This is a genomic window from Pedobacter sp. MR2016-24, from assembly GCF_026239655.1.
Taxonomy (GTDB): Bacteria; Bacteroidota; Bacteroidia; order Sphingobacteriales; family Sphingobacteriaceae; genus Pedobacter.
The window spans coordinates 145,555-163,989 of sequence record NZ_JAPIVO010000007.1 but is presented as its reverse complement, the minus strand read 5'-3'; the positions used below and the strand labels follow the sequence as shown (position 1 = coordinate 163,989).

The following is an 18,435-nucleotide window of genomic DNA, read 5'->3' as shown; positions in this document are numbered from 1 at the left end:
AAGTATTGCTTATTTTGCACAAAAATAACAATATAAACGGATTTGATGGATGCAGATGCTATAATAATTGGGGCAGGGGCTTGTGGGTTGATGTGTGCAGTGCAGGCTGGATACCTGGGAAAGAAGGTGATATTGCTGGAAAAGGGGAATAAAGCGGGAGCTAAAATATTGATTTCCGGTGGGGGAAGATGTAATTATACCAACCTTGGGGCGACTGACGAACAGTTCATTTCTACGAATAGACATTTTATTAAATCTGCATTTACACAGTGGACTGTAGAGGATACTATCAGTTTTTTTGAAACGTATGGGATAAATGGCAGGGAAAAAACTTTAGGACAGCTCTTTCCTGAAGACAAAGATGCCAGAGCAATTGTAGAAGTATTTACCAGCATTTGTGCTGACTTCGGACAGGAAATAAGGTGTGATGCAGAGGTGACGGACATTGTTTTACAAAATGATTCATGCCTGGTCAGCTATATAAAAAATGGTAAGACTGTGCAGTTAACTGCACCAAAACTGGTAATCGCAACGGGTGGTTTACCTATTCCAAAGATGGGGGCAACAGACTTCGCATTGCGTTTCGCCAGAAAACATGATCTTAAAATTATTGAAACTGCACCGGCGCTTGTTCCTTTAACCATTACTGGCAAGGATGAGGACTGGTATGCTGCCTTATCTGGTAACGCCGTATTTGTGGAAGTCAGTAATGAAAGGATCTCATTTGAAGAAAACCTGCTTTTTACTCATTGGGGATTAAGCGGTCCGGCTATATTACAGCTATCTTCTTACTGGAGGCCGGGAGAAAGTATCAATATTGACCTGCTGCCCCATCAGGATATTACTCAACTCATAGCGGAGGAACGCCAGCATAATGGTAAAATGGTATTGTCATCGCTGTTCAACAGATTATATACGAAGAAATTTACCGATGCCATGCGCAAGTTCATGCCTATGGATAAAACGGTTGCCGACTTAAATAAAGCAGAACTGGAAAGTATCCACCAGTATATTCATTTGTTTAAGGTTAAACCGGCTGGCGATAAGGGTTATGACAAAGCTGAGGTAATGCGTGGTGGTATAGATACCAATGAACTCTCTTCAAAAACGCTGGAATGTAAAAAGCTGCCCGGAGTTTATTTTGGAGGGGAATGTGTGGACGTAACGGGATGGCTTGGGGGCTATAATTTCCAATGGGCCTGGGCCTCTGGTTTTGTAATTGCGCAGGGAATATGAACGAAATTGAGGTGTTGAAACACTATTGGGGATTTAATTCTTTCAGGCCTTTGCAGGAAGAAATTATCCAGTCTGTTTTAAGTGGACAGGATACCCTTGCGCTATTGCCGACGGGTGGAGGGAAATCGCTGTGTTTCCAGATCCCGGCATTGGTGAAGGAGGGAATATGTATTGTTGTATCGCCATTAGTTGCCCTGATGAAAGATCAGGTAGAGAATTTAAAGAGTAAAGGGATCAATGCGGTGGCCATTTATGCCGGTATGGGCAAAAGGGAAATAGACATTCTGCTGGATAACTGTATTTATGGAAAGATCAAATTCCTTTATATTTCTCCGGAGAGATTAATGTCTGAATTAGTCAGGGTAAGAATCTCTTATATGAATGTAAACCTGATTGCAATTGATGAAGCACATTGTATTTCTCAGTGGGGTTACGATTTCAGACCACCTTACCTGAAAATCAGTGAGCTGCGGGAAATCCTTCCGGAGGTTCCGGTTATTGCGCTGACCGCGACTGCCACCGCTTTTGTGCGGGAGGACATTGTAGAAAAGCTGGCATTTAAAAATCCAAAGGTCTTTGTACAGAGTTTTTCTCGTAAAAACCTGAGTTACGTGGTGTTTGATCTTGATGATAAGTATAAAAAACTGATGGATATAGTGACCAATGTACGCGGGAGCGGATTGGTTTATGTGCGTAACAGAAGAGAAGCAAGTGAGGTTGCCCTCTTTCTGCAGCGAAATGGGATTGCTGCCGACTTCTATCACGCAGGTCTTGAACGTGATGAACGTTCCAGAAAACAGGAGGAGTGGAAACGTAATCAAATCCGGGTGATGGTTGCGACCAATGCTTTTGGAATGGGAATCGATAAACCTGATGTGCGTTTTGTTGTTCACCTGGATTTACCGGAAAGTCTGGAAGCCTATTACCAGGAAGCAGGCCGGGGGGGAAGGGATGAACATCGTGCGTTCGCTGTTTTACTGGCGAATCAATCAGATCAGCTGGCTTTGCGGGCAAAATACACAGACAGTTTCCCGGCTGTGGAAGAAATCAAAAAAACATACCATTACCTGGGCAGTTATTTTCAGCTGGCATACGGGGCAGGGGAAGGACTTAACTTTAATTTTGACCTGGCCGATTTCTGCAAGCGTTTTAAACTGGGCGTCATCAAGACGATTGCTGCGTTGAAATTTCTGGAACATGATGAATATATCACACTATCTGAAAACATATTCCTGCCGTCGAGAGTAATGTTTACTGCCGGAAATGAGGATGTATATCGTTTCCAGATCGAGAATGCGGGTTACGATCCCCTGATTAAAACCATATTAAGGTCTTATGGCGGTATGTTCGACCATTACGCGAATATTGTTGAGAGCGATATTGCGAAAAGATTGAGTATCTCATATAATGATGTGGTGCGGATGTTAACGAATCTGCAGGAGATGGGCTTGTTATCTTATCTGCAGCAAACAGATCAGCCCCAGCTGCAATTTATACGTGCGAGGGTTGACTTACAGCACTTTGATATTGATGTGAAATACATTGAATTAAGAAAAAAGATCCAGCTGGAACAGATCAATGCGGTATTGGCATATGCAGAAACACCTTTATGTCGCAGTATCCAGTTACTGGCTTATTTTGATGAACCCAATGCGGATAAATGCGGGGTTTGTGATATCTGTCTGGCAGAAAAGAAAAATGAAGACCTTGCCGAACTGAATGATAAGATAGATTTTGAAATTGCCACACTTTTACAAACGGGGCCTCATGCGCTGGACGAACTGGTGACTGCGATTAAAACCGGGAGCGATAATGAGAAACTCAACCAGATCAGGGAATTGCTGGATGCAGGGAAAATTAAAACTGATGGTAAAAACTATTATCTTTGATTATATGTTGATCTAATATGATAAAGAAATTTGCCCTCTATGTTTTTGCAGCCCCGTTGGTGTTTGCTGCATGCCAGTCTAAATGCGTGGAAGATCTTGGGATCCACACCACAAGGGATCAGGTGGTAAAACCCTATGATGAAATTAAGGTCAGCGGCCCTATTAAACTGATTCTTCGTCAGGATAGCTCGTTCAAACTGAATGTGGCTGCCGATTCGAGTGTGATAGACCTGGTTAAAACGGAGGTAAGCGGACATGAATTATCGGTAAAACTCGACCCGTCGAAATACTGCGGTAAAGATTCTGTCATGGTAACTGCCAGTATAGGCGATCTTCGCAAGATCACTGCCTCTGAGGCGGTTAAGATTTATTCCTCTTCAAAAATAAATCTGAATGATATTACCCTGAAATTGTCGGGTGCCACAGTGGTTAACCTCGACCTGAATGCAGGCAAACTTACGCTGGATAATGATGGTTCTACAAATATCAATTTGATAGGACAGTCGGGTAGTTATGACCTGAACAGCAAAGGTTCTATCAATCTGAATGCATTTGATTTTGTAACCGGCATTTACGATATTGATATCGAAGGAGCTGGTAAGTCCAGAATAAATGTGTTAAATGAGCTTAAAGTTAAAACCAGCGGTGCTACAGAAATCTTCTATAAAGGGAACCCTAAGAAAGTTGACGAAAAGAAAACTGGTATAGCAAAACTGGAGAAGGTAAATTAGACCGCTTTTTTTCTTACTTTCGTTTCCTCATTCAAGACATGGAACAGAAAAACGACAAAAAGATTATCCGCTCTTGGGCATTCTTCGACTGGGCAAATTCGGCTTATAATCTGGTCATTACTTCAACAATATTCCCCACTTACTATGCTGTTATCACCGCTGATAAAGATGACAATACCATAGATTATGTGACATTCCTGGGCAGAAAATTCATCAATTCTGCCCTGTACAATTATGCATTGGCTTTTGCCTTTCTGGTGATCGCCCTGCTTTCTCCCGTGTTATCCTCTATTGCTGACAGCAGGGGAAACAAAAAAGTATTCATGCAGTTGTTTACTTATCTGGGAGCGCTTTCCTGCTGCGGACTTTACTTTTTTGAAATCGAAACATTGCAGCTTAGTATCTTCTTATTTGTGCTGGCGGCTATAGGGTTCTGGGGAAGTCTGGTTTTCTATAATTCATATTTGCCGGAAATCGCGACGCTGGACCAGCAGGACCGTGTGAGTGCCAAAGGTTATACCTATGGTTATATCGGGAGTATTATCCTGCAGCTGATCTGTTTTGTATTTGTATTCTTTCCGCATGTTTTCGGACTTTCAGGGGAGGGACAGGCTTCCAGGCTGTCTTTTCTGCTGGTTGGCGTATGGTGGATTGCTTTTGCACAGATTCCCTTTAAATACCTCCCTAAAGGTGTTGCGGCACAACCTAAAGTGAATACCAATGTACTCACCGAAGGATTTAAAGAACTGAACAAGGTTTGGCAGCAGGTAAAAAATATGCCTTACCTGAAAAGATTTCTGATGGCTTTTTTCTTTTATTCTATGGGCGTGCAGACCGTGATGCTGGTCGCCACCATCTTCGGAGAAAAGATTCTGCATCTGCCTACATCTAAACTGATTGCTACTATATTGTTATTGCAGATTGTGGCTATTCCGGGTGCCATGCTGATGTCCTGGTTATCCAGGAAACATTTCGGTAACGTACGTGTTTTAATCGGCGTTGTACTCATCTGGGTACTTGCCTGTATTGCGGCATACTTTGTGTATACTGAATTACAGTTTTACTTTTTAGCAGCAACTGTTGGATTGATCATGGGAGGAATACAATCACTTTCCCGATCTACCTATTCAAAGTTTTTACCGCAGGAGAGTCCGGATCATACTTCGTTTTTCAGCTTTTATGATGTTACGGAGAAAGTTGCCCTGGTTATCGGAATGTTCAGCTTTGGATATATTGAGGAGTTTACCGGCAGTATGCGGAACTCATTGATTGTGCTTGCTGCCTTTTTCGTGCTTGGGCTGATCTTTTTGTTTTCGCTTAAGCGCGTTGAGCCGAAGTCTGTACAGGCCGGAGCGGAGTAAAAAACAATTTATATACACGAAGAATCAGATACATTAATGAAGATAGAATTATTTATTCCCTGCTTTGTAGACCAGCTATATCCTGATACAGCATTCAATACAATAAAGCTTTTAGAGAAAGCGGGATGTGAGATCATATATAATCCTAACCAGACCTGCTGCGGTCAGCCTGCCTATAATGCCGGCTACTGGGAACAGGCTAAAGATACAGGTACCAAATTTCTGAGTGATTTTTCTGAAGCGAACTATATTGTTGCACCTTCTGCCTCCTGTGTGGGCATGGTGAAAAATGGCTTTAATGATCTGTTCACCAATACAACGGTACATAATAAATGCCGTACCATCCAATCTAATATATTCGAACTTTCTGATTTTCTCATCAATGTTCTAAAAAGGGACTATTTTGGTGCAGAACTGGAAGGAAAGGCGGTTTATCATGATTCATGCAGTGGACTCAGGGAGTGTAAAATCAAAGAGGAGCCGCGTCAGCTTTTGTCTAAAGTACATGGACTGGAAATGCTGGAGATGAAGGACACCGATATGTGCTGCGGATTCGGGGGAACTTTTGCAGTGAAATTTGACGCGATTTCATCTGCGATGGCCGAGCAGAAGGTGAACCATGCGCTTGATCAGGATGCTGATTATATCATTTCTACCGATCTTTCCTGCCTGATGCATTTACAGGGATATATAGACAAAAACAAACTTTCTATCAAAACAATGCACCTGGCTGATGTACTTTCCAATGGCTGGCTGGATTATTGATGTTTTTTTATTTTTAAGTACTAAATACAATTATTGACCAATGAAGACCTTATTGATTTCTTTTTTTGCTTTAGCTGTTGCTTCAGTGCATGGTATTGCACAACCTAAAAAATCTGGCGCTATTCAGTTTCAAAGTAATTTTGATCCGGCAGCAATGGCTGCAGCTAACGGAATCAAATTAAGTGATGATATCATTGCGAGAATGCCGAAAAGTTCAGCTACCAGTTTTGAATTGCTGTTCAACTTAACAAATGCCAGTTACATGCGTGTAGAGGACATAGAAGATAGTAACGAAGGTGGCGGTAATGGAGGTGGAATGCGCTTCGGTGGTTTTGGCGGCGGAAATAAAGATTACTATTATAATTTTGCTGATCATCAGCTGACTGAAGTTTTCGACCTGAACGATACGACTTATTTTTTACAAAGTAAACTTGGGGAAGCGGCTGTTAATGGATTGATGAATCCGCAGACTCCGCCGGTAGTGGAATATATTAAAACTGATGAGACAAAAAAGATCATTGGTCTGGAGTGCAAAAAAGTCATTATAAAAGTCACCAGCAAACGCAGGATCAAGGATGAAGAGAAGGAGATTACCGATCAGAGCAGCGTCTGGTATACCGATCAGCTGGGTTTTGATTTCTCTCCTGTACCCTCGTTATGGACAGCAGGAACGGTACTGGCAATTGAAGGAAAAGGTACCAGCATAATTGCGAAGAGCATAGAATACCGTAATGTGAGTTCAAGAGATGTTAACCTGCCAAAAAAAGGCACACCTATTACAGCAGAAGCCTATAGAATTAAAATGGAACAACGCATGAAAATGCGGGGTAACAGGACTCGTGGTCAGGTGAGAACCATGACGATCAATTAAAATATTTTAGGTCAGGGTCCTTGATCTTAATTTGAAAAGCGCGCAGGTGGCTGATTTTCATTGCAAAAGAAGAGCAGCACCGGACATAAATCGGCTTCAAACGAAAATACAAATAACACAATTCCCTTTTTTTTGTAATACGACGGCAATAAACAAAGTAATCACTATGTTTATTGCCGTTGTTGCTTATCTTTGTACCAGGCTTATTCTTACAGGCGTTTGTCGCCCCGAAGAATAATTTCATAAATTGAACAAAGATGGAAAAAGATGATGAAATGCTGGAACAACTGGCAAACCGCGAATACGAGTTTGGCTTTGTTACAGATATTGATATGGATATTTCAGAAATCGGGCTTAATGAAGACACTGTCCGGTTTATATCTGCAAAGAAAGACGAGCCACAATGGCTGCTTGACTGGAGGATGAAAGGTTATCATGCCTTTATGAAACAGGAAATGCCCGAATGGCAGAACTTCAAAATGCCTGAGATCGACTTTCAAACTATATCGTATTATGCAGCACCAAAACAGCAGGCTAAGTATGCTTCACTGGATGAGGTAGACCCTGAATTGCTGCGTACTTTTGAAAAACTGGGTATTCCCATGTCAGAGCAAAAGCAGCTGGCAGGTGTGGCCATGGATGTCGTATTTGATAGTGTATCTGTTACGACTACTTACAAAAAGCATTTAAACGAACTGGGAATCATATTTTGCTCTATGAGCGAGGCAGTAAGGGAACATCCTGAACTGGTTCAGAAATATCTTGGTTCTGTGGTACCGCATACAGACAACGTTTTTGCTTCTTTAAATACCGCCGTATTCTCTGACGGATCTTTTGTTTATATCCCTAAAGGTGTACGTTGCCCGATGGAATTATCAACTTATTTCAGGATCAATGCAGAAAATACCGGTCAGTTTGAACGTACACTGATTATTGCTGATGAAGGTAGTTATGTAAGTTACCTGGAAGGCTGTACTGCGCCTATGCGTGATGAGAATCAATTACACGCAGCTGTAGTAGAGCTCATTGTGATGAAAGATGCTGAAATTAAATATTCTACAGTTCAGAACTGGTATCCGGGCGATAAAGACGGTAAGGGTGGTATCTTCAATTTTGTAACTAAACGTGGTGCATGCCGCGGTGAAAACTCCAAGCTTTCATGGACACAGGTGGAGACTGGTTCTGCGATTACCTGGAAATACCCTAGTATTTTATTGCAGGGAGATCGTTCTGCCGGAGAATTTTACTCTGTAGCGGTAACCAACAACAAGCAGATTGCTGATACAGGTACTAAAATGCACCATATTGGCGCAAATACCAAAAGCCGGATTATTTCCAAAGGTATTTCTGCCGGCGAAGGTCAGAACAGTTACCGTGGTTTAGTACAAATGGGAGCCAAGGCTAAGAATGCACGTAACTTTACACAGTGTGATTCATTGCTGATCGGTGATCAGTGCGGGGCACATACTTTCCCTTATATAGAGTCTAAAAATAACTCAGCTACAATTGAGCATGAGGCCACAACGTCGAAGATTGGAGAGGATCAGGTATTTTATCTGAATCAGCGTGGTATTGATTCCGAGCAGGCTATTGCGCTGATTGTGAATGGATATGCTAAGGATGTTCTGAACCAGTTACCAATGGAATTTGCTGTTGAAGCGCAAAAGTTACTTTCTCTTACGCTAGAAGGTAGTGTAGGATAAATCATAAAATAACCAGAAAATATAATATGTTATCAATAAGAAATCTTCATGCTAATATTGAAGGAAAAGAAATATTAAAAGGTATAAATTTAGAAGTAAATGCTGGCGAAGTTCACGCCATCATGGGTCCTAACGGATCTGGTAAAAGCTCATTGGCATCTGTTTTAGCAGGCCGTGAGAATTATGAAGTAACAGAAGGAGAAGTTTGGCTGGATGGCAAAAACTTATTGGATATGAAACCTGAAGAACGCGCAAGAGAAGGTGTGTTTCTTGCTTTTCAGTATCCTGTGGAAATTCCTGGTGTATCTAACATCAACTTTTTGAGAACTGCTTTAAGTGAAATCAGAACGCATCGTAATTTACCTGCGCTTACGGCAAAGGAATTTTTGAAAATGACCAAAGAAAAACAGGAACTGGTAGAGTTTGAAGCTAAATTAGCTAACCGCTCATTAAATCAGGGTTTTTCTGGAGGAGAGAAAAAAAGGAATGAAGTATTCCAGTTGGCAATGCTTGATCCTAAAGTATCTATCCTTGACGAAACTGATTCTGGTCTTGATATTGACGCTTTACGTATCGTTTCCAATGGTATCAACAAATTACGTTCTCCGGATAATGCATTTGTGCTGATTACGCACTATCAGCGTTTACTGGAATATATCGTGCCTGATTTCGTGCATGTATTGTATAATGGTCAGATTGTCCGTTCAGGAACCAAAGAACTAGCGCTGGAACTGGAAGAAAAAGGATACGACTGGTTAAAAGAAATTCATAACAGTGAATCAATTAAAGGATAATGGGTATGTTAAATCAACTTACATCGCCATTGTACCAGAAACTGGTTTCGGAATTTGAAGGCTCCGGAAATTATGTAAACGGTGATTTATCAGCGTTAAGAAAAGATGCTTTTGAATTGTTCAAATCAAAAGGTTTTCCTACACAAAGAGATGAGGAGTGGAAGTTTACTAATCTTACCCCTTTCCTTACTCAGGATTATGGTTTCCAGCAAACTGAGCTTACGGAAGATCACTTGCGTGAAGCAGTGCAAAATGCGCTGATACCCGATCTTGATGCTTATACACTGGTATTATTGAACGGTAAAATTCAGGCAGGACTTTCTGTACTTCCTGATGCTGGCCAGGTTACTGTTGATGCACTGGATAAGATCACAGGCACTGCAATTTATAACGAATATGTAACCCTTGGCGAATCTGACAAAAATGCTATGCTTGCCCTTAACACCGCAATGTTTAAGGATGGCTACTTTTTCGAAGTGAAAAAGGGTGTTGTTTTGGATAAACCGGTACAGGTAATCAGCATTTTTACGGCTGATGATCATGCTATTTTCCAGCCACGTAACCTGGTTATTGTAAACGAGTTTGCAAATGCAGAACTGATAGAAACATCGGTTGTATTGCATGAGGCGAATCACTTATTCGTTAATAGTGTCTCTACAATGGTTGTGAAAGAAAATGCACAACTGGTTCAGTACAAAATACAGAACAATGAGACTTCTGAAAGATTGTTAAGCTACAATCAGATTTTTCAGTCGCAAAACAGCAGGTATGATAACTTTACTTTCTGCCTTCCGGGAGCGGAACTGATCCGTAATAACCTGCATGTAGTGCTTAACGGGACGGCTACTGAAACACACCTGATGGGATTGTATCTGGTTGGTGATCATCAATTAACGGATAATCATACTGCTATACACCATAAATTCCCGCATTGTGAGAGCAACGAGGTATATAAAGGAGTATTGCTAAATAATGGTAAAGCCGTATTTAATGGTAAGGTTTTCGTGGAGCGCGCTGCGCAGAAAACAAATGCCTTCCAGCAAAACAACAATTTATTGCTGAGTGATAAAGCTCAGGTATTTGCTAAGCCACAGTTGGAAATATTTGCAGATGATGTGAAATGTAGCCATGGTTGTACTGTAGGCCAGTTTGATCCTGAATCTTTATTCTATTTACGCTCAAGAGGAATTAGTGAAGCTTCTTCGAGAAAATTATTAGTAGAAGCATTTATGTTCGATGTAACTGAAAAAATCAGTAATGAAGCATTGAAACAATATGTACAGAATTTGATTTACAGCAAAATGGAAAACTCATTTATTTCCATTGCTTAAAATATAGAGATATGGGCAGTTTATTAGATATTGCAAAAGTAAGAGCAGATTTTCCATTGCTGGACACAAAAGTTTATGGAAAAAACCTGGTTTACCTTGACAACGGTGCAACTACGCAAAAACCATTGTCAGTTTTAGCTGCGGTGGAGGAATATTATACCGAATATAATAGTAATGTGCACCGTGGAGTTCACTTATTAAGTCAGAAGGCAACTTCCGCTTATGAAGAATCACGCAAGAAAGTAGCTGCTTATATCAATGCTGCCCATAGTTACGAAGTTATTTTTACCAAAGGTACTACTGATGCCATCAATCTGGTTGCATCATCTTTTGGCAGGAAATACCTGAATGCCGGAGACAGTATCCTTATTTCTGCAATGGAACACCATTCCAACATTGTTCCATGGCAAATGATTTGTGAAGAGCGGGGAGCTACGCTGAAAGTAATTCCAATGGATAAAAACGGTGTGCTGCAACTGGATTTGCTTCCATCTCTGCTGGATGACAAAGTAAAGCTTGTTTCTTTTACTTATGTATCAAATTCACTTGGCACCATCAATCCTGTTAAAGAGGTCATCAGACAGGCGCACGGGAAAAATATTCCTGTAATGATTGATGCCGCACAGGCTATCCAGCATATCCCTGTGGATGTACAGGCGCTTGATGTTGATTTCATTGCTTTTTCTGGTCATAAAATCTACGGCCCTATGGGGATTGGTGTTTTATATGGCAAGGAAAAATGGCTGAATGCTATGCCGCCTTATCAGGGTGGGGGCGACATGATCAAAACTGTTACTTTCGAGAAAACAATTTACAATGAACTGCCCTACAAATTTGAAGCGGGTACACCTGATGTATCTGGTGCAATCGGACTGGGCGCAGCAATTGATTATGTAAACAGTATAGGCCTGGATGCCATCCAGATTGCAGAACATGAGCTGCTGAGTTATGGTTTGGAAAAACTGGCGGAAATAGAGGGTATACAGTTTATTGGGAATGCTGAAGAACGTTCGGGTGTGATTTCCTTCCTGCTGGAGGGTATACATCCTTATGATCTGGGAGAACTGCTGGATAAACAGGGGATAGCGATACGTACAGGGCACCATTGTACTGAGCCTGTAATGCATTTCTTCGGGATTCCGGGAACGTGCCGCGCTTCTTTCGCTTTCTATAATACCAAAGAAGAGATTGATCTGTTAGTAGCAGGTATTAAAAGGGCAGCTGCCATACTTATTTAATAAACACATGACTATTAACCAAGAACAGGACGAAATTATTGAGGAGTTTGAATTGTTTTCTGACTGGATGGATAAATATGAAAATATCATCGAGATTGGAAAGGAACTCCCTCTAATTGATCCCAAATATAAAATACCTGAGAACCTGATCAAAGGCTGTCAGTCTAATGTATGGTTGCATCCCGAATTTGAAGATGGTAAGATATTTTTTACCGCGGATAGTGATGCAATCATCACCAAGGGATTGATCAGCATGATGATTAAAGTATTATCAGGTCATACGCCGACAGATATCGTAAATGCCGAGCTGTATTTCATTGATACCATAGGCCTGCAAAATCATTTGTCGCCCAACCGTTCTAACGGACTGCTTTCCATGCTGAAACAGATGAAAATGTATGCGGCGGCTTTTCAAACACAGGAATCAAAATAAGGAAATTATGACTGAGCTATCATTAAGAGATAAAATCGAGGCAGCCTTACATACGATCTATGATCCTGAGATCCCGGTTGATATTTTTGAACTGGGTCTGATCTACAAGATTCAGATGATGGAAAATGACGGTGTGCATATCTATATGACACTGACAGCACCGGCATGCCCTGCAGCGGGAGAAATCCTGAATGAAGTGGAGACTAAAGTAAAGGCTATTGACGGCATAGGTGAGGTAGAAGTACGTCTTACTTTTGATCCGCCATGGGATAGAGAGATGATGAGTGACGAGGCCAGACTGGAATTAGGTTGGTTGTAATGGACAGTAAACAGCGGCCATTTAAAGAACGTGCGGTCGACATGCTGAAGGCAAGCGGGCCACAGCCTTTGTCTGCACTGGCTGGTGAACTAAAGGTTACTGTAGAAGGTGCCCGTTCTCAAATGCTTAAACTGGCTAAAGAGGGACTTGTGACTTCGACAGTTTCGGTCATAGGCAGAGGCAGGCCCCAACAAGTATGGTCATTGACCGATCTCGGCCATATGCGTTTCCCGGATACACATGCTGCCCTGACGGTAAGGCTGATGGAAGTAATGAAAGAAACGCTTGGCGAACTTGCTGTTGCACAGGTAATCAGTGCTAATGGTGATAAAGGTACCAATAAGTATCTTCAGGAAATGACGGGTGTAACAGATCTGGAAGGCAGGATCAGCAAATTTGTTGCGATCAGAAGCAGGGAAGGATATATGGCCCAGTATATTAAAGATGAAGATGGTTTTATTCTGATTGAAAACCATTGTCCAATTTGTGCAGCCGCACAGGCCAACAGGGAAATCTGCCAGGCTGAATTAAAAACACTGCAGTCTGTATTTTCCGATACGATTATCCGCAGGATTGAGTACATCATTGAAGGAGGCAGAAGATGTGCCTACCGGATCAATGAGAAACTGAGCAATTAAGCTGAATTGCCTCTGCATATCTTCCTTCCGCTTAAAAATCTGATGATGCCAAAATAACTTAATGATTGGATAAAATTATAAGTAAAGTCACTGAAGAATACCTTTTCTTTGGCTAACCAAATAGGTTTATCTACTTAAAAATGCCAATTACACAGTTTATACAAATTCACCCGAAGGACAATGTTCTGGTCGCCCTCACCGATTTGCCACAGGGATATATAGTCAATTTTGCCAGTCAGTCTTTTACATTAGCTACTGCGGTTTCTGCCAAACATAAGTTTACCATGCAGGATTTACATCCTGATGAGGAAATTTTTATGTACGGCGTACTTGTAGGAAAAGCAGCTTCCGCAATTGCACAGGGGTCTGCCATTACGGTAGATAATGTTTACCACGCCGCAGAAGGCTACCAGCTGTCTGAACGTAAAACAGCGTGGCAGCAACCGGACGTTTCCGCATTTAAAGACAGAACTTTCATGGGTTTTCACCGATCAGATAATACTGTCGGAACAGCTAACTACTGGATTGTAATTCCGCTGGTATTCTGTGAAAACAGAAATGTGGAAGTTTTAAAAGAGGCACTGACAAGCAAGCTTGGTTTTAAGAAAGCCAAAAGCTATGAAAATGAGGTGGAGAGTCTGATTGAACTTTATCAGACCGGTAAAAGTATTGAAGATATCTTGTCGGCCGACCTGCAGCATACCGCTGAAGCGGCCCAGGCCAATAAATTATTTAAGAATATTGACGGGATAAAATTCCTGACACACGATATGGGATGCGGGGGTACGAGGATGGATTCTGATACACTTTGCGGATTATTAGCAGGGTATATTACCCATCCGAATGTAGCAGGTGCAACGGTATTAAGCCTCGGTTGCCAGCATGCTCAGGTAAGCATCCTGCAGGATGAAATTACCAAGCGGGACCCTCAGTTTAATAAACCTCTGGTTATACTGGAACAACAGAAGACCGGTACCGAGAGCATCCTTTTACAAGAGGCATTGAAACAAACCTTCGCAGGACTGATCAGGGCAAATGAGCAGGAGCGCAGCCCGGCAACATTAGATAAATTGTGTATCGGACTGGAGTGTGGTGGTTCGGACGGTTTTTCCGGTATTTCTGCTAATCCTGCTTTAGGCCATGTATCAGATATTCTGGTTACCCTGGGCGGTAGTGTAGTGCTCGCTGAGTTTCCTGAACTCTGCGGTGTTGAACAGGAGCTGAGCGACAGGTGTGTGGACGAACAGACTGCAAATGAATTCATGCAGCTCATGCACAGGTATAATGAACTGGCAGAAGCCACAGGGTCAGGTTTTTATGCCAACCCTTCGCCGGGAAATATCAAGGACGGTCTGATCACAGATGCCATAAAATCAGCCGGGGCGGCAAAAAAAGGTGGAAATTCGCCTGTAACTGCAGTGCTGGATTATCCAGAAAAAATCACTAAACCCGGATTAAATTTATTGTGCACCCCGGGGAGTGATGTAGAGAGCACGACTGCCGAAGTGGCTTCTGGTGCAAATATAGTATTATTTACTACCGGCTTGGGGACGCCTACAGGAAACCCGGTTGCACCCGTAATCAAGATCTCTACCAATACCAATCTATTTCATAAAATGCCTGATATTATCGATATCAATTGTGGTACGATCATCGAAGGTGTAGAATCAATTGAGGAGGCGGGAGAAAGAATTTTAAATTATGTTATTGAAGTTGCCAGTGGAAAAATTAAACCTAAAGCTGTACTTTTAGGTCAGGATGATTTCATTCCCTGGAAAAGAGGTGTATCATTATAAAATTAAATATGTTTAGTTTAAAAGGAAAAATAGCTGTTATTACAGGTGGTGGAAGTGGTATTGGAAAAGCAATATCCCTGCTTTTTGCGAGACAGGGAGCTACTGTTCATATCATAGAATTGAATGCCGAAGCAGCAAACCAAACGGTGGATGAGGTGACACAAGAAGGTGGCAAAGCCTTTGGACATGGTTGTGACGTTAGTAAACAGTCGCAGGTCATACATACCTTCCAGGCGATCGGTGCAATAGACATCCTGGTAAATAATGCCGGAATAGCACATATTGGTAAAGCAGATACGACCAGTGAAGAGGATTTTACTAAAGTATTTGACGTGAATGTGAAAGGTGCTTACAATTGTCTGTTCGCAGCAATACCTGTTTTCAGAGAAAGGGGTGGGGGTGTAATCTTAAATATGGCTTCCATTGCTGCGATTGTGGGTATAACAGATCGCTTTGCGTATTCGATGAGCAAAGGTGCAATTTTTGCGATGACACTGTCTGTAGCGCGTGATTATATCAGCGAAAATATCAGATGTAACAGTATCTCACCTGCGAGGGTGCATACCCCTTTTGTAGATGGGTTTATTGCAAAAAATTATGCAGGTAAAGAAGAGGAGATTTTTGAGAAGCTGAGTAAAAGTCAGCCAGTTGGCCGTATGGGCAAACCTGAGGAAGTTGCCGCTCTGGCACTGTATCTGTGTTCTGATGAAGCCGGTTTCGTTACTGGTAACGATTACCCGCTGGATGGAGGTTTTATAAAATTAAATAACTAAAAAAAAGAGAATGAAATTAATAAGATGGGGTGCTGAAGGAAAAGAGAAAACTGGTGTAATTATAAATGATATCTGGTATGATACTTCTGCTTTCGGAGGCGATTACAACGAACAGTTTTTTGAAGATAACGGACTGGAAAGATTAGCTGAGTTTGTAAAAGCAAATGAAGGTAAACTTATTCCCGTACCTGAAGGTTCCCGTTTAGGATCTCCTGTAGCGAGACCTTCAAAACTGATCTGTATTGGTTTAAATTATGCTGACCATGCGAAGGAAACCAATGCACCACTTCCACCGGAGCCGGTTATTTTTATGAAGTCTACCACGGCTTTAACAGGTCCGTTTGATCAGATTACCATACCTAAAAATTCTGTTAAGACTGACTGGGAGGTTGAACTGGCGGTGGTTATCAGTAAAAAAGCATCTTATGTTGAAGAAGCCGATGCCCTGAATTATGTAGCAGGATATGTTTTGCACAATGATGTTTCTGAGCGTGAGTTCCAGATTGAACGCAACGGTACCTGGGATAAGGGAAAAGGTTGTGATACATTTGCACCTTTAGGTCCGTTTCTGGCTACTCAGGATGAGATTAAAGATGTAGATAATCTTCGTTTATGGCTAAGCGTGAATGGTAAAATAATGCAGGATGGAAATACATCCAATTTTATATTTAATGTGCCTTTCGTTATTTCGTATGTGAGCCAGTTCATGACACTGTTGCCTGGTGATGTGATTTCAACAGGAACCCCGGCAGGCGTAGGGCTTGGTTTCAAACCTCCTGTTTATCTTAAAGCAGGCGATGTGGTAGAATTGGGTATTGATGGTCTGGGTGTTTCCAGACAGGAAGTATTTGATTATGTGAAATTAGCAGATTAATAATGGATCTTCAGTTAAAGAATAAAGTAATCATCGTTACCGGTGGTGCAAAGGGGATAGGTGAAGGTATTGTTAAGGTACTGGCAGCCGAAGGTGCGGTTCCGGTCATCATTGGCAGGAATGAAACAGATAACATGAAGCTGGTGAACGAGCTTAAAGGCCAGGGATTGAAAGCGCATCAGCTGGTGGCTGAGCTCACTGATCCTGCCGCTGCAGAGCGCACAGTGCAGGCGGTGTTGCAAGAGTTCGGACAGATAGACGGGCTGGTAAATAACGCAGGAGTAAATGATAATGTGGGATTGGAAAGTGGAAACTATACATCTTTTATGGAGAGTCTCCATAAAAATGTGGTGCATTATTATTTGATGGCACAAAGCGTATTGCCTTCACTTAAGCTGTCGAAAGGTTCGATTGTTAATATTGGCTCAAAAGTAGCAGATACAGGTCAGGGTGGCACTTCCGCCTATGCGGCTTCGAACGGAGCAAGAAATGCGTTGACCAGGGAATGGGCTGTTGAATTGCTTCCATATGGCATCAGGGTAAATGCTGTTATTGTTGCGGAATGTTTTACCCCGCTTTATCAAAGCTGGATCAGCTCTTTACCAGATGCTGAAGTGAAACTGGCAGGAATTATCGGCAAGATCCCCTTGGGAAACAGGATGACTACTGCAGAGGAAATTGCTAACGCAGTAGTATTTTTACTGTCACCGCGCTCCAGCCATACTACCGCGCAGCTGGTGTATGTGGACGGCGGTTATGTGCATTTGGACCGTGCGATAGATGCCGTGAAAAAATAACTTCCCTTTTTTTATCATCTCATTATCTTTTCTTGTTTAAAAACAAAGATTGGCTTTTTATTTGTTTGATGTATTGTAATGACTGTTATGACGTTAATGCTAACAGTTATTACAACACAAAAAATAATAAAATCTGATTATGAAAACGATGAATTTTTTAAAAGCCAGTACTGCTTTCCTTTTATGTGCAGGCATACTATTATCTGGAACTGTAAATGCACAGGAGAAAGAGCAAAAGAAAATTGAGGCTGCTACCACGGTCCTTTCTGATTTTAGTAAGATGAAGGAATCGATTCCTTCGGAATTGCTTGCCGTAACACAGGGAATTATCGTTGTCCCGAAACTGATCAATGCTGGATTTGTAGTTGGTGGAAAGCGTGGTAAAGGGCTGGCCATGGTTAAAAAAGCTGATGGAACCTGGAGCAACCCGGTTTTTGTTACGATTACAGGTGGTAGTATAGGTGCGCAGATAGGTGTGCAGTCGGTAGACCTGGTATTGATATTCAAGAACAGCAAAAGTCTGACAGAAATTAATAAAAGCAGTTTTACCTTAGGCGGTGACCTTTCTGTTGCAGCAGGTCCGCTTGGCAGGAACTCCACAGCAAACACAGATTATAAGCTGGAAGCTGAAGTATATTCATACTCACGCAGTAAAGGTCTTTTTGCAGGAATCTCTTTAAACGGTGCTTCTCTGGCAATTGATGCCGCTGCAAATACAGATTTTTATGGAAGTGCGATGAGTGCAAATACAATATTTAAAGCCTCAGCAAGTTCATCAGCGGAAGTGAAACAACTAAAATCTACCTTAGTATCGATGAAATAAATCGGTTCTTTTGAAATAGCAGCGGCCGTATCATTCTTCATGATGCGGCCGTTGTTTTTTAGG

At 41.8% G+C, this 18,435-nt stretch carries 18 protein-coding genes; all 18 read left to right on the top strand.

Annotated elements, in window-relative coordinates; all coding sequences use genetic code 11:
* The first annotated feature begins 45 nt into the window (after positions 1-45).
* The 18 genes from OQX62_RS19210 (at position 46) to OQX62_RS19125 (ending at position 18,372) form a co-directional block, all read left to right on the top strand.
* Positions 46-1,236: an NAD(P)/FAD-dependent oxidoreductase gene (locus tag OQX62_RS19210; RefSeq protein ID WP_265833249.1), complete on the top strand. Its 1,191-nt coding sequence runs from the start codon at positions 46-48 to the stop codon at positions 1,234-1,236.
* On the top strand, positions 1,233-3,125 hold the full coding sequence (locus tag OQX62_RS19205; protein WP_265833248.1) for a RecQ family ATP-dependent DNA helicase: 1,893 nt from the start codon (positions 1,233-1,235) through the stop codon (positions 3,123-3,125). The genes OQX62_RS19210 and OQX62_RS19205 overlap by 4 nt, the downstream gene beginning before the upstream one ends.
* 17 nt (positions 3,126-3,142) lie before the next feature.
* Positions 3,143-3,856 carry a head GIN domain-containing protein gene (locus OQX62_RS19200; RefSeq protein ID WP_265833247.1) on the top strand — a complete coding sequence of 238 codons (714 nt, stop codon included), beginning with the start codon at positions 3,143-3,145 and terminating at the stop codon, positions 3,854-3,856.
* A 38-nt stretch (positions 3,857-3,894) separates the two neighbouring features.
* Positions 3,895-5,217 carry an MFS transporter gene (locus OQX62_RS19195; protein ID WP_265833246.1) on the top strand — a complete coding sequence of 441 codons (1,323 nt, stop codon included), beginning with the start codon at positions 3,895-3,897 and terminating at the stop codon, positions 5,215-5,217.
* 36 nt (positions 5,218-5,253) lie between these two features.
* Positions 5,254-5,982: a (Fe-S)-binding protein gene (locus OQX62_RS19190; RefSeq protein WP_265833245.1), complete on the top strand. Its 729-nt coding sequence runs from the start codon at positions 5,254-5,256 to the stop codon at positions 5,980-5,982.
* Between the two features lie 40 nt (positions 5,983-6,022).
* Complete coding sequence (locus OQX62_RS19185; protein WP_265833244.1) at positions 6,023-6,853, top strand: hypothetical protein; 831 nt, start codon at positions 6,023-6,025, stop codon at positions 6,851-6,853.
* Positions 6,854-7,110: 257 nt separating this feature from the next.
* Complete coding sequence (gene sufB, locus OQX62_RS19180) at positions 7,111-8,556, top strand: Fe-S cluster assembly protein SufB (protein WP_265833243.1); 1,446 nt, start codon at positions 7,111-7,113, stop codon at positions 8,554-8,556.
* A 26-nt stretch (positions 8,557-8,582) separates the two neighbouring features.
* Positions 8,583-9,350, top strand: a complete 768-nt coding sequence (gene sufC, locus OQX62_RS19175; RefSeq protein WP_265833242.1) for a Fe-S cluster assembly ATPase SufC — start codon at positions 8,583-8,585, stop codon at positions 9,348-9,350.
* Between the two features lie 5 nt (positions 9,351-9,355).
* Positions 9,356-10,681, top strand: coding sequence for a Fe-S cluster assembly protein SufD (gene sufD / locus OQX62_RS19170; protein WP_265833241.1), 1,326 nt, complete (start codon positions 9,356-9,358; stop codon positions 10,679-10,681).
* 11 nt (positions 10,682-10,692) lie between these two features.
* Positions 10,693-11,919 carry an aminotransferase class V-fold PLP-dependent enzyme gene (locus tag OQX62_RS19165; RefSeq protein ID WP_265833240.1) on the top strand — a complete coding sequence of 409 codons (1,227 nt, stop codon included), beginning with the start codon at positions 10,693-10,695 and terminating at the stop codon, positions 11,917-11,919.
* Between the two features lie 7 nt (positions 11,920-11,926).
* Positions 11,927-12,352: a SufE family protein gene (locus OQX62_RS19160; RefSeq protein ID WP_265833239.1), complete on the top strand. Its 426-nt coding sequence runs from the start codon at positions 11,927-11,929 to the stop codon at positions 12,350-12,352.
* A gap of 7 nt (positions 12,353-12,359) precedes the next feature.
* Positions 12,360-12,671 (top strand): iron-sulfur cluster assembly protein, encoded by a 312-nt coding sequence (locus OQX62_RS19155; RefSeq protein ID WP_265833238.1) that lies wholly within the window; start codon positions 12,360-12,362, stop codon positions 12,669-12,671.
* Positions 12,671-13,309, top strand: a complete 639-nt coding sequence (locus OQX62_RS19150) for a helix-turn-helix transcriptional regulator (protein ID WP_265833237.1) — start codon at positions 12,671-12,673, stop codon at positions 13,307-13,309. Before OQX62_RS19155 ends, OQX62_RS19150 begins: the two co-directional genes overlap by 1 nt.
* A 140-nt stretch (positions 13,310-13,449) precedes the next feature.
* Complete coding sequence (locus OQX62_RS19145; RefSeq protein WP_265833236.1) at positions 13,450-15,105, top strand: UxaA family hydrolase; 1,656 nt, start codon at positions 13,450-13,452, stop codon at positions 15,103-15,105.
* An 8-nt stretch (positions 15,106-15,113) separates the two neighbouring features.
* Entirely contained in the window at positions 15,114-15,878 is a 765-nt protein-coding gene (locus OQX62_RS19140) for an SDR family NAD(P)-dependent oxidoreductase (protein ID WP_265833235.1), read from the top strand.
* Positions 15,879-15,888: 10 nt separating this feature from the next.
* Positions 15,889-16,752 carry a fumarylacetoacetate hydrolase family protein gene (locus OQX62_RS19135; protein ID WP_265833234.1) on the top strand — a complete coding sequence of 288 codons (864 nt, stop codon included), beginning with the start codon at positions 15,889-15,891 and terminating at the stop codon, positions 16,750-16,752.
* 2 nt (positions 16,753-16,754) lie between these two features.
* Positions 16,755-17,549 carry an SDR family oxidoreductase gene (locus OQX62_RS19130; protein ID WP_265833233.1) on the top strand — a complete coding sequence of 265 codons (795 nt, stop codon included), beginning with the start codon at positions 16,755-16,757 and terminating at the stop codon, positions 17,547-17,549.
* A 139-nt stretch (positions 17,550-17,688) separates the two neighbouring features.
* Positions 17,689-18,372, top strand: coding sequence for a lipid-binding SYLF domain-containing protein (locus tag OQX62_RS19125; RefSeq protein ID WP_265833232.1), 684 nt, complete (start codon positions 17,689-17,691; stop codon positions 18,370-18,372).
* Positions 18,373-18,435 lie beyond the last annotated feature (63 nt).

Coding starts and splice junctions, on each gene's coding strand:
- OQX62_RS19210 (WP_265833249.1), top strand. CDS start 46: ATGGATGCAGATGCTATAATAATTGGGGCAGGGGCTTGTGGGTTGATG.
- OQX62_RS19205 (WP_265833248.1), top strand. CDS start 1,233: ATGAACGAAATTGAGGTGTTGAAACACTATTGGGGATTTAATTCTTTC.
- OQX62_RS19200 (WP_265833247.1), top strand. CDS start 3,143: ATGATAAAGAAATTTGCCCTCTATGTTTTTGCAGCCCCGTTGGTGTTT.
- OQX62_RS19195 (WP_265833246.1), top strand. CDS start 3,895: ATGGAACAGAAAAACGACAAAAAGATTATCCGCTCTTGGGCATTCTTC.
- OQX62_RS19190 (WP_265833245.1), top strand. CDS start 5,254: ATGAAGATAGAATTATTTATTCCCTGCTTTGTAGACCAGCTATATCCT.
- OQX62_RS19185 (WP_265833244.1), top strand. CDS start 6,023: ATGAAGACCTTATTGATTTCTTTTTTTGCTTTAGCTGTTGCTTCAGTG.
- sufB (WP_265833243.1), top strand. CDS start 7,111: ATGGAAAAAGATGATGAAATGCTGGAACAACTGGCAAACCGCGAATAC.
- sufC (WP_265833242.1), top strand. CDS start 8,583: ATGTTATCAATAAGAAATCTTCATGCTAATATTGAAGGAAAAGAAATA.
- sufD (WP_265833241.1), top strand. CDS start 9,356: ATGTTAAATCAACTTACATCGCCATTGTACCAGAAACTGGTTTCGGAA.
- OQX62_RS19165 (WP_265833240.1), top strand. CDS start 10,693: ATGGGCAGTTTATTAGATATTGCAAAAGTAAGAGCAGATTTTCCATTG.
- OQX62_RS19160 (WP_265833239.1), top strand. CDS start 11,927: ATGACTATTAACCAAGAACAGGACGAAATTATTGAGGAGTTTGAATTG.
- OQX62_RS19155 (WP_265833238.1), top strand. CDS start 12,360: ATGACTGAGCTATCATTAAGAGATAAAATCGAGGCAGCCTTACATACG.
- OQX62_RS19150 (WP_265833237.1), top strand. CDS start 12,671: ATGGACAGTAAACAGCGGCCATTTAAAGAACGTGCGGTCGACATGCTG.
- OQX62_RS19145 (WP_265833236.1), top strand. CDS start 13,450: ATGCCAATTACACAGTTTATACAAATTCACCCGAAGGACAATGTTCTG.
- OQX62_RS19140 (WP_265833235.1), top strand. CDS start 15,114: ATGTTTAGTTTAAAAGGAAAAATAGCTGTTATTACAGGTGGTGGAAGT.
- OQX62_RS19135 (WP_265833234.1), top strand. CDS start 15,889: ATGAAATTAATAAGATGGGGTGCTGAAGGAAAAGAGAAAACTGGTGTA.
- OQX62_RS19130 (WP_265833233.1), top strand. CDS start 16,755: ATGGATCTTCAGTTAAAGAATAAAGTAATCATCGTTACCGGTGGTGCA.
- OQX62_RS19125 (WP_265833232.1), top strand. CDS start 17,689: ATGAAAACGATGAATTTTTTAAAAGCCAGTACTGCTTTCCTTTTATGT.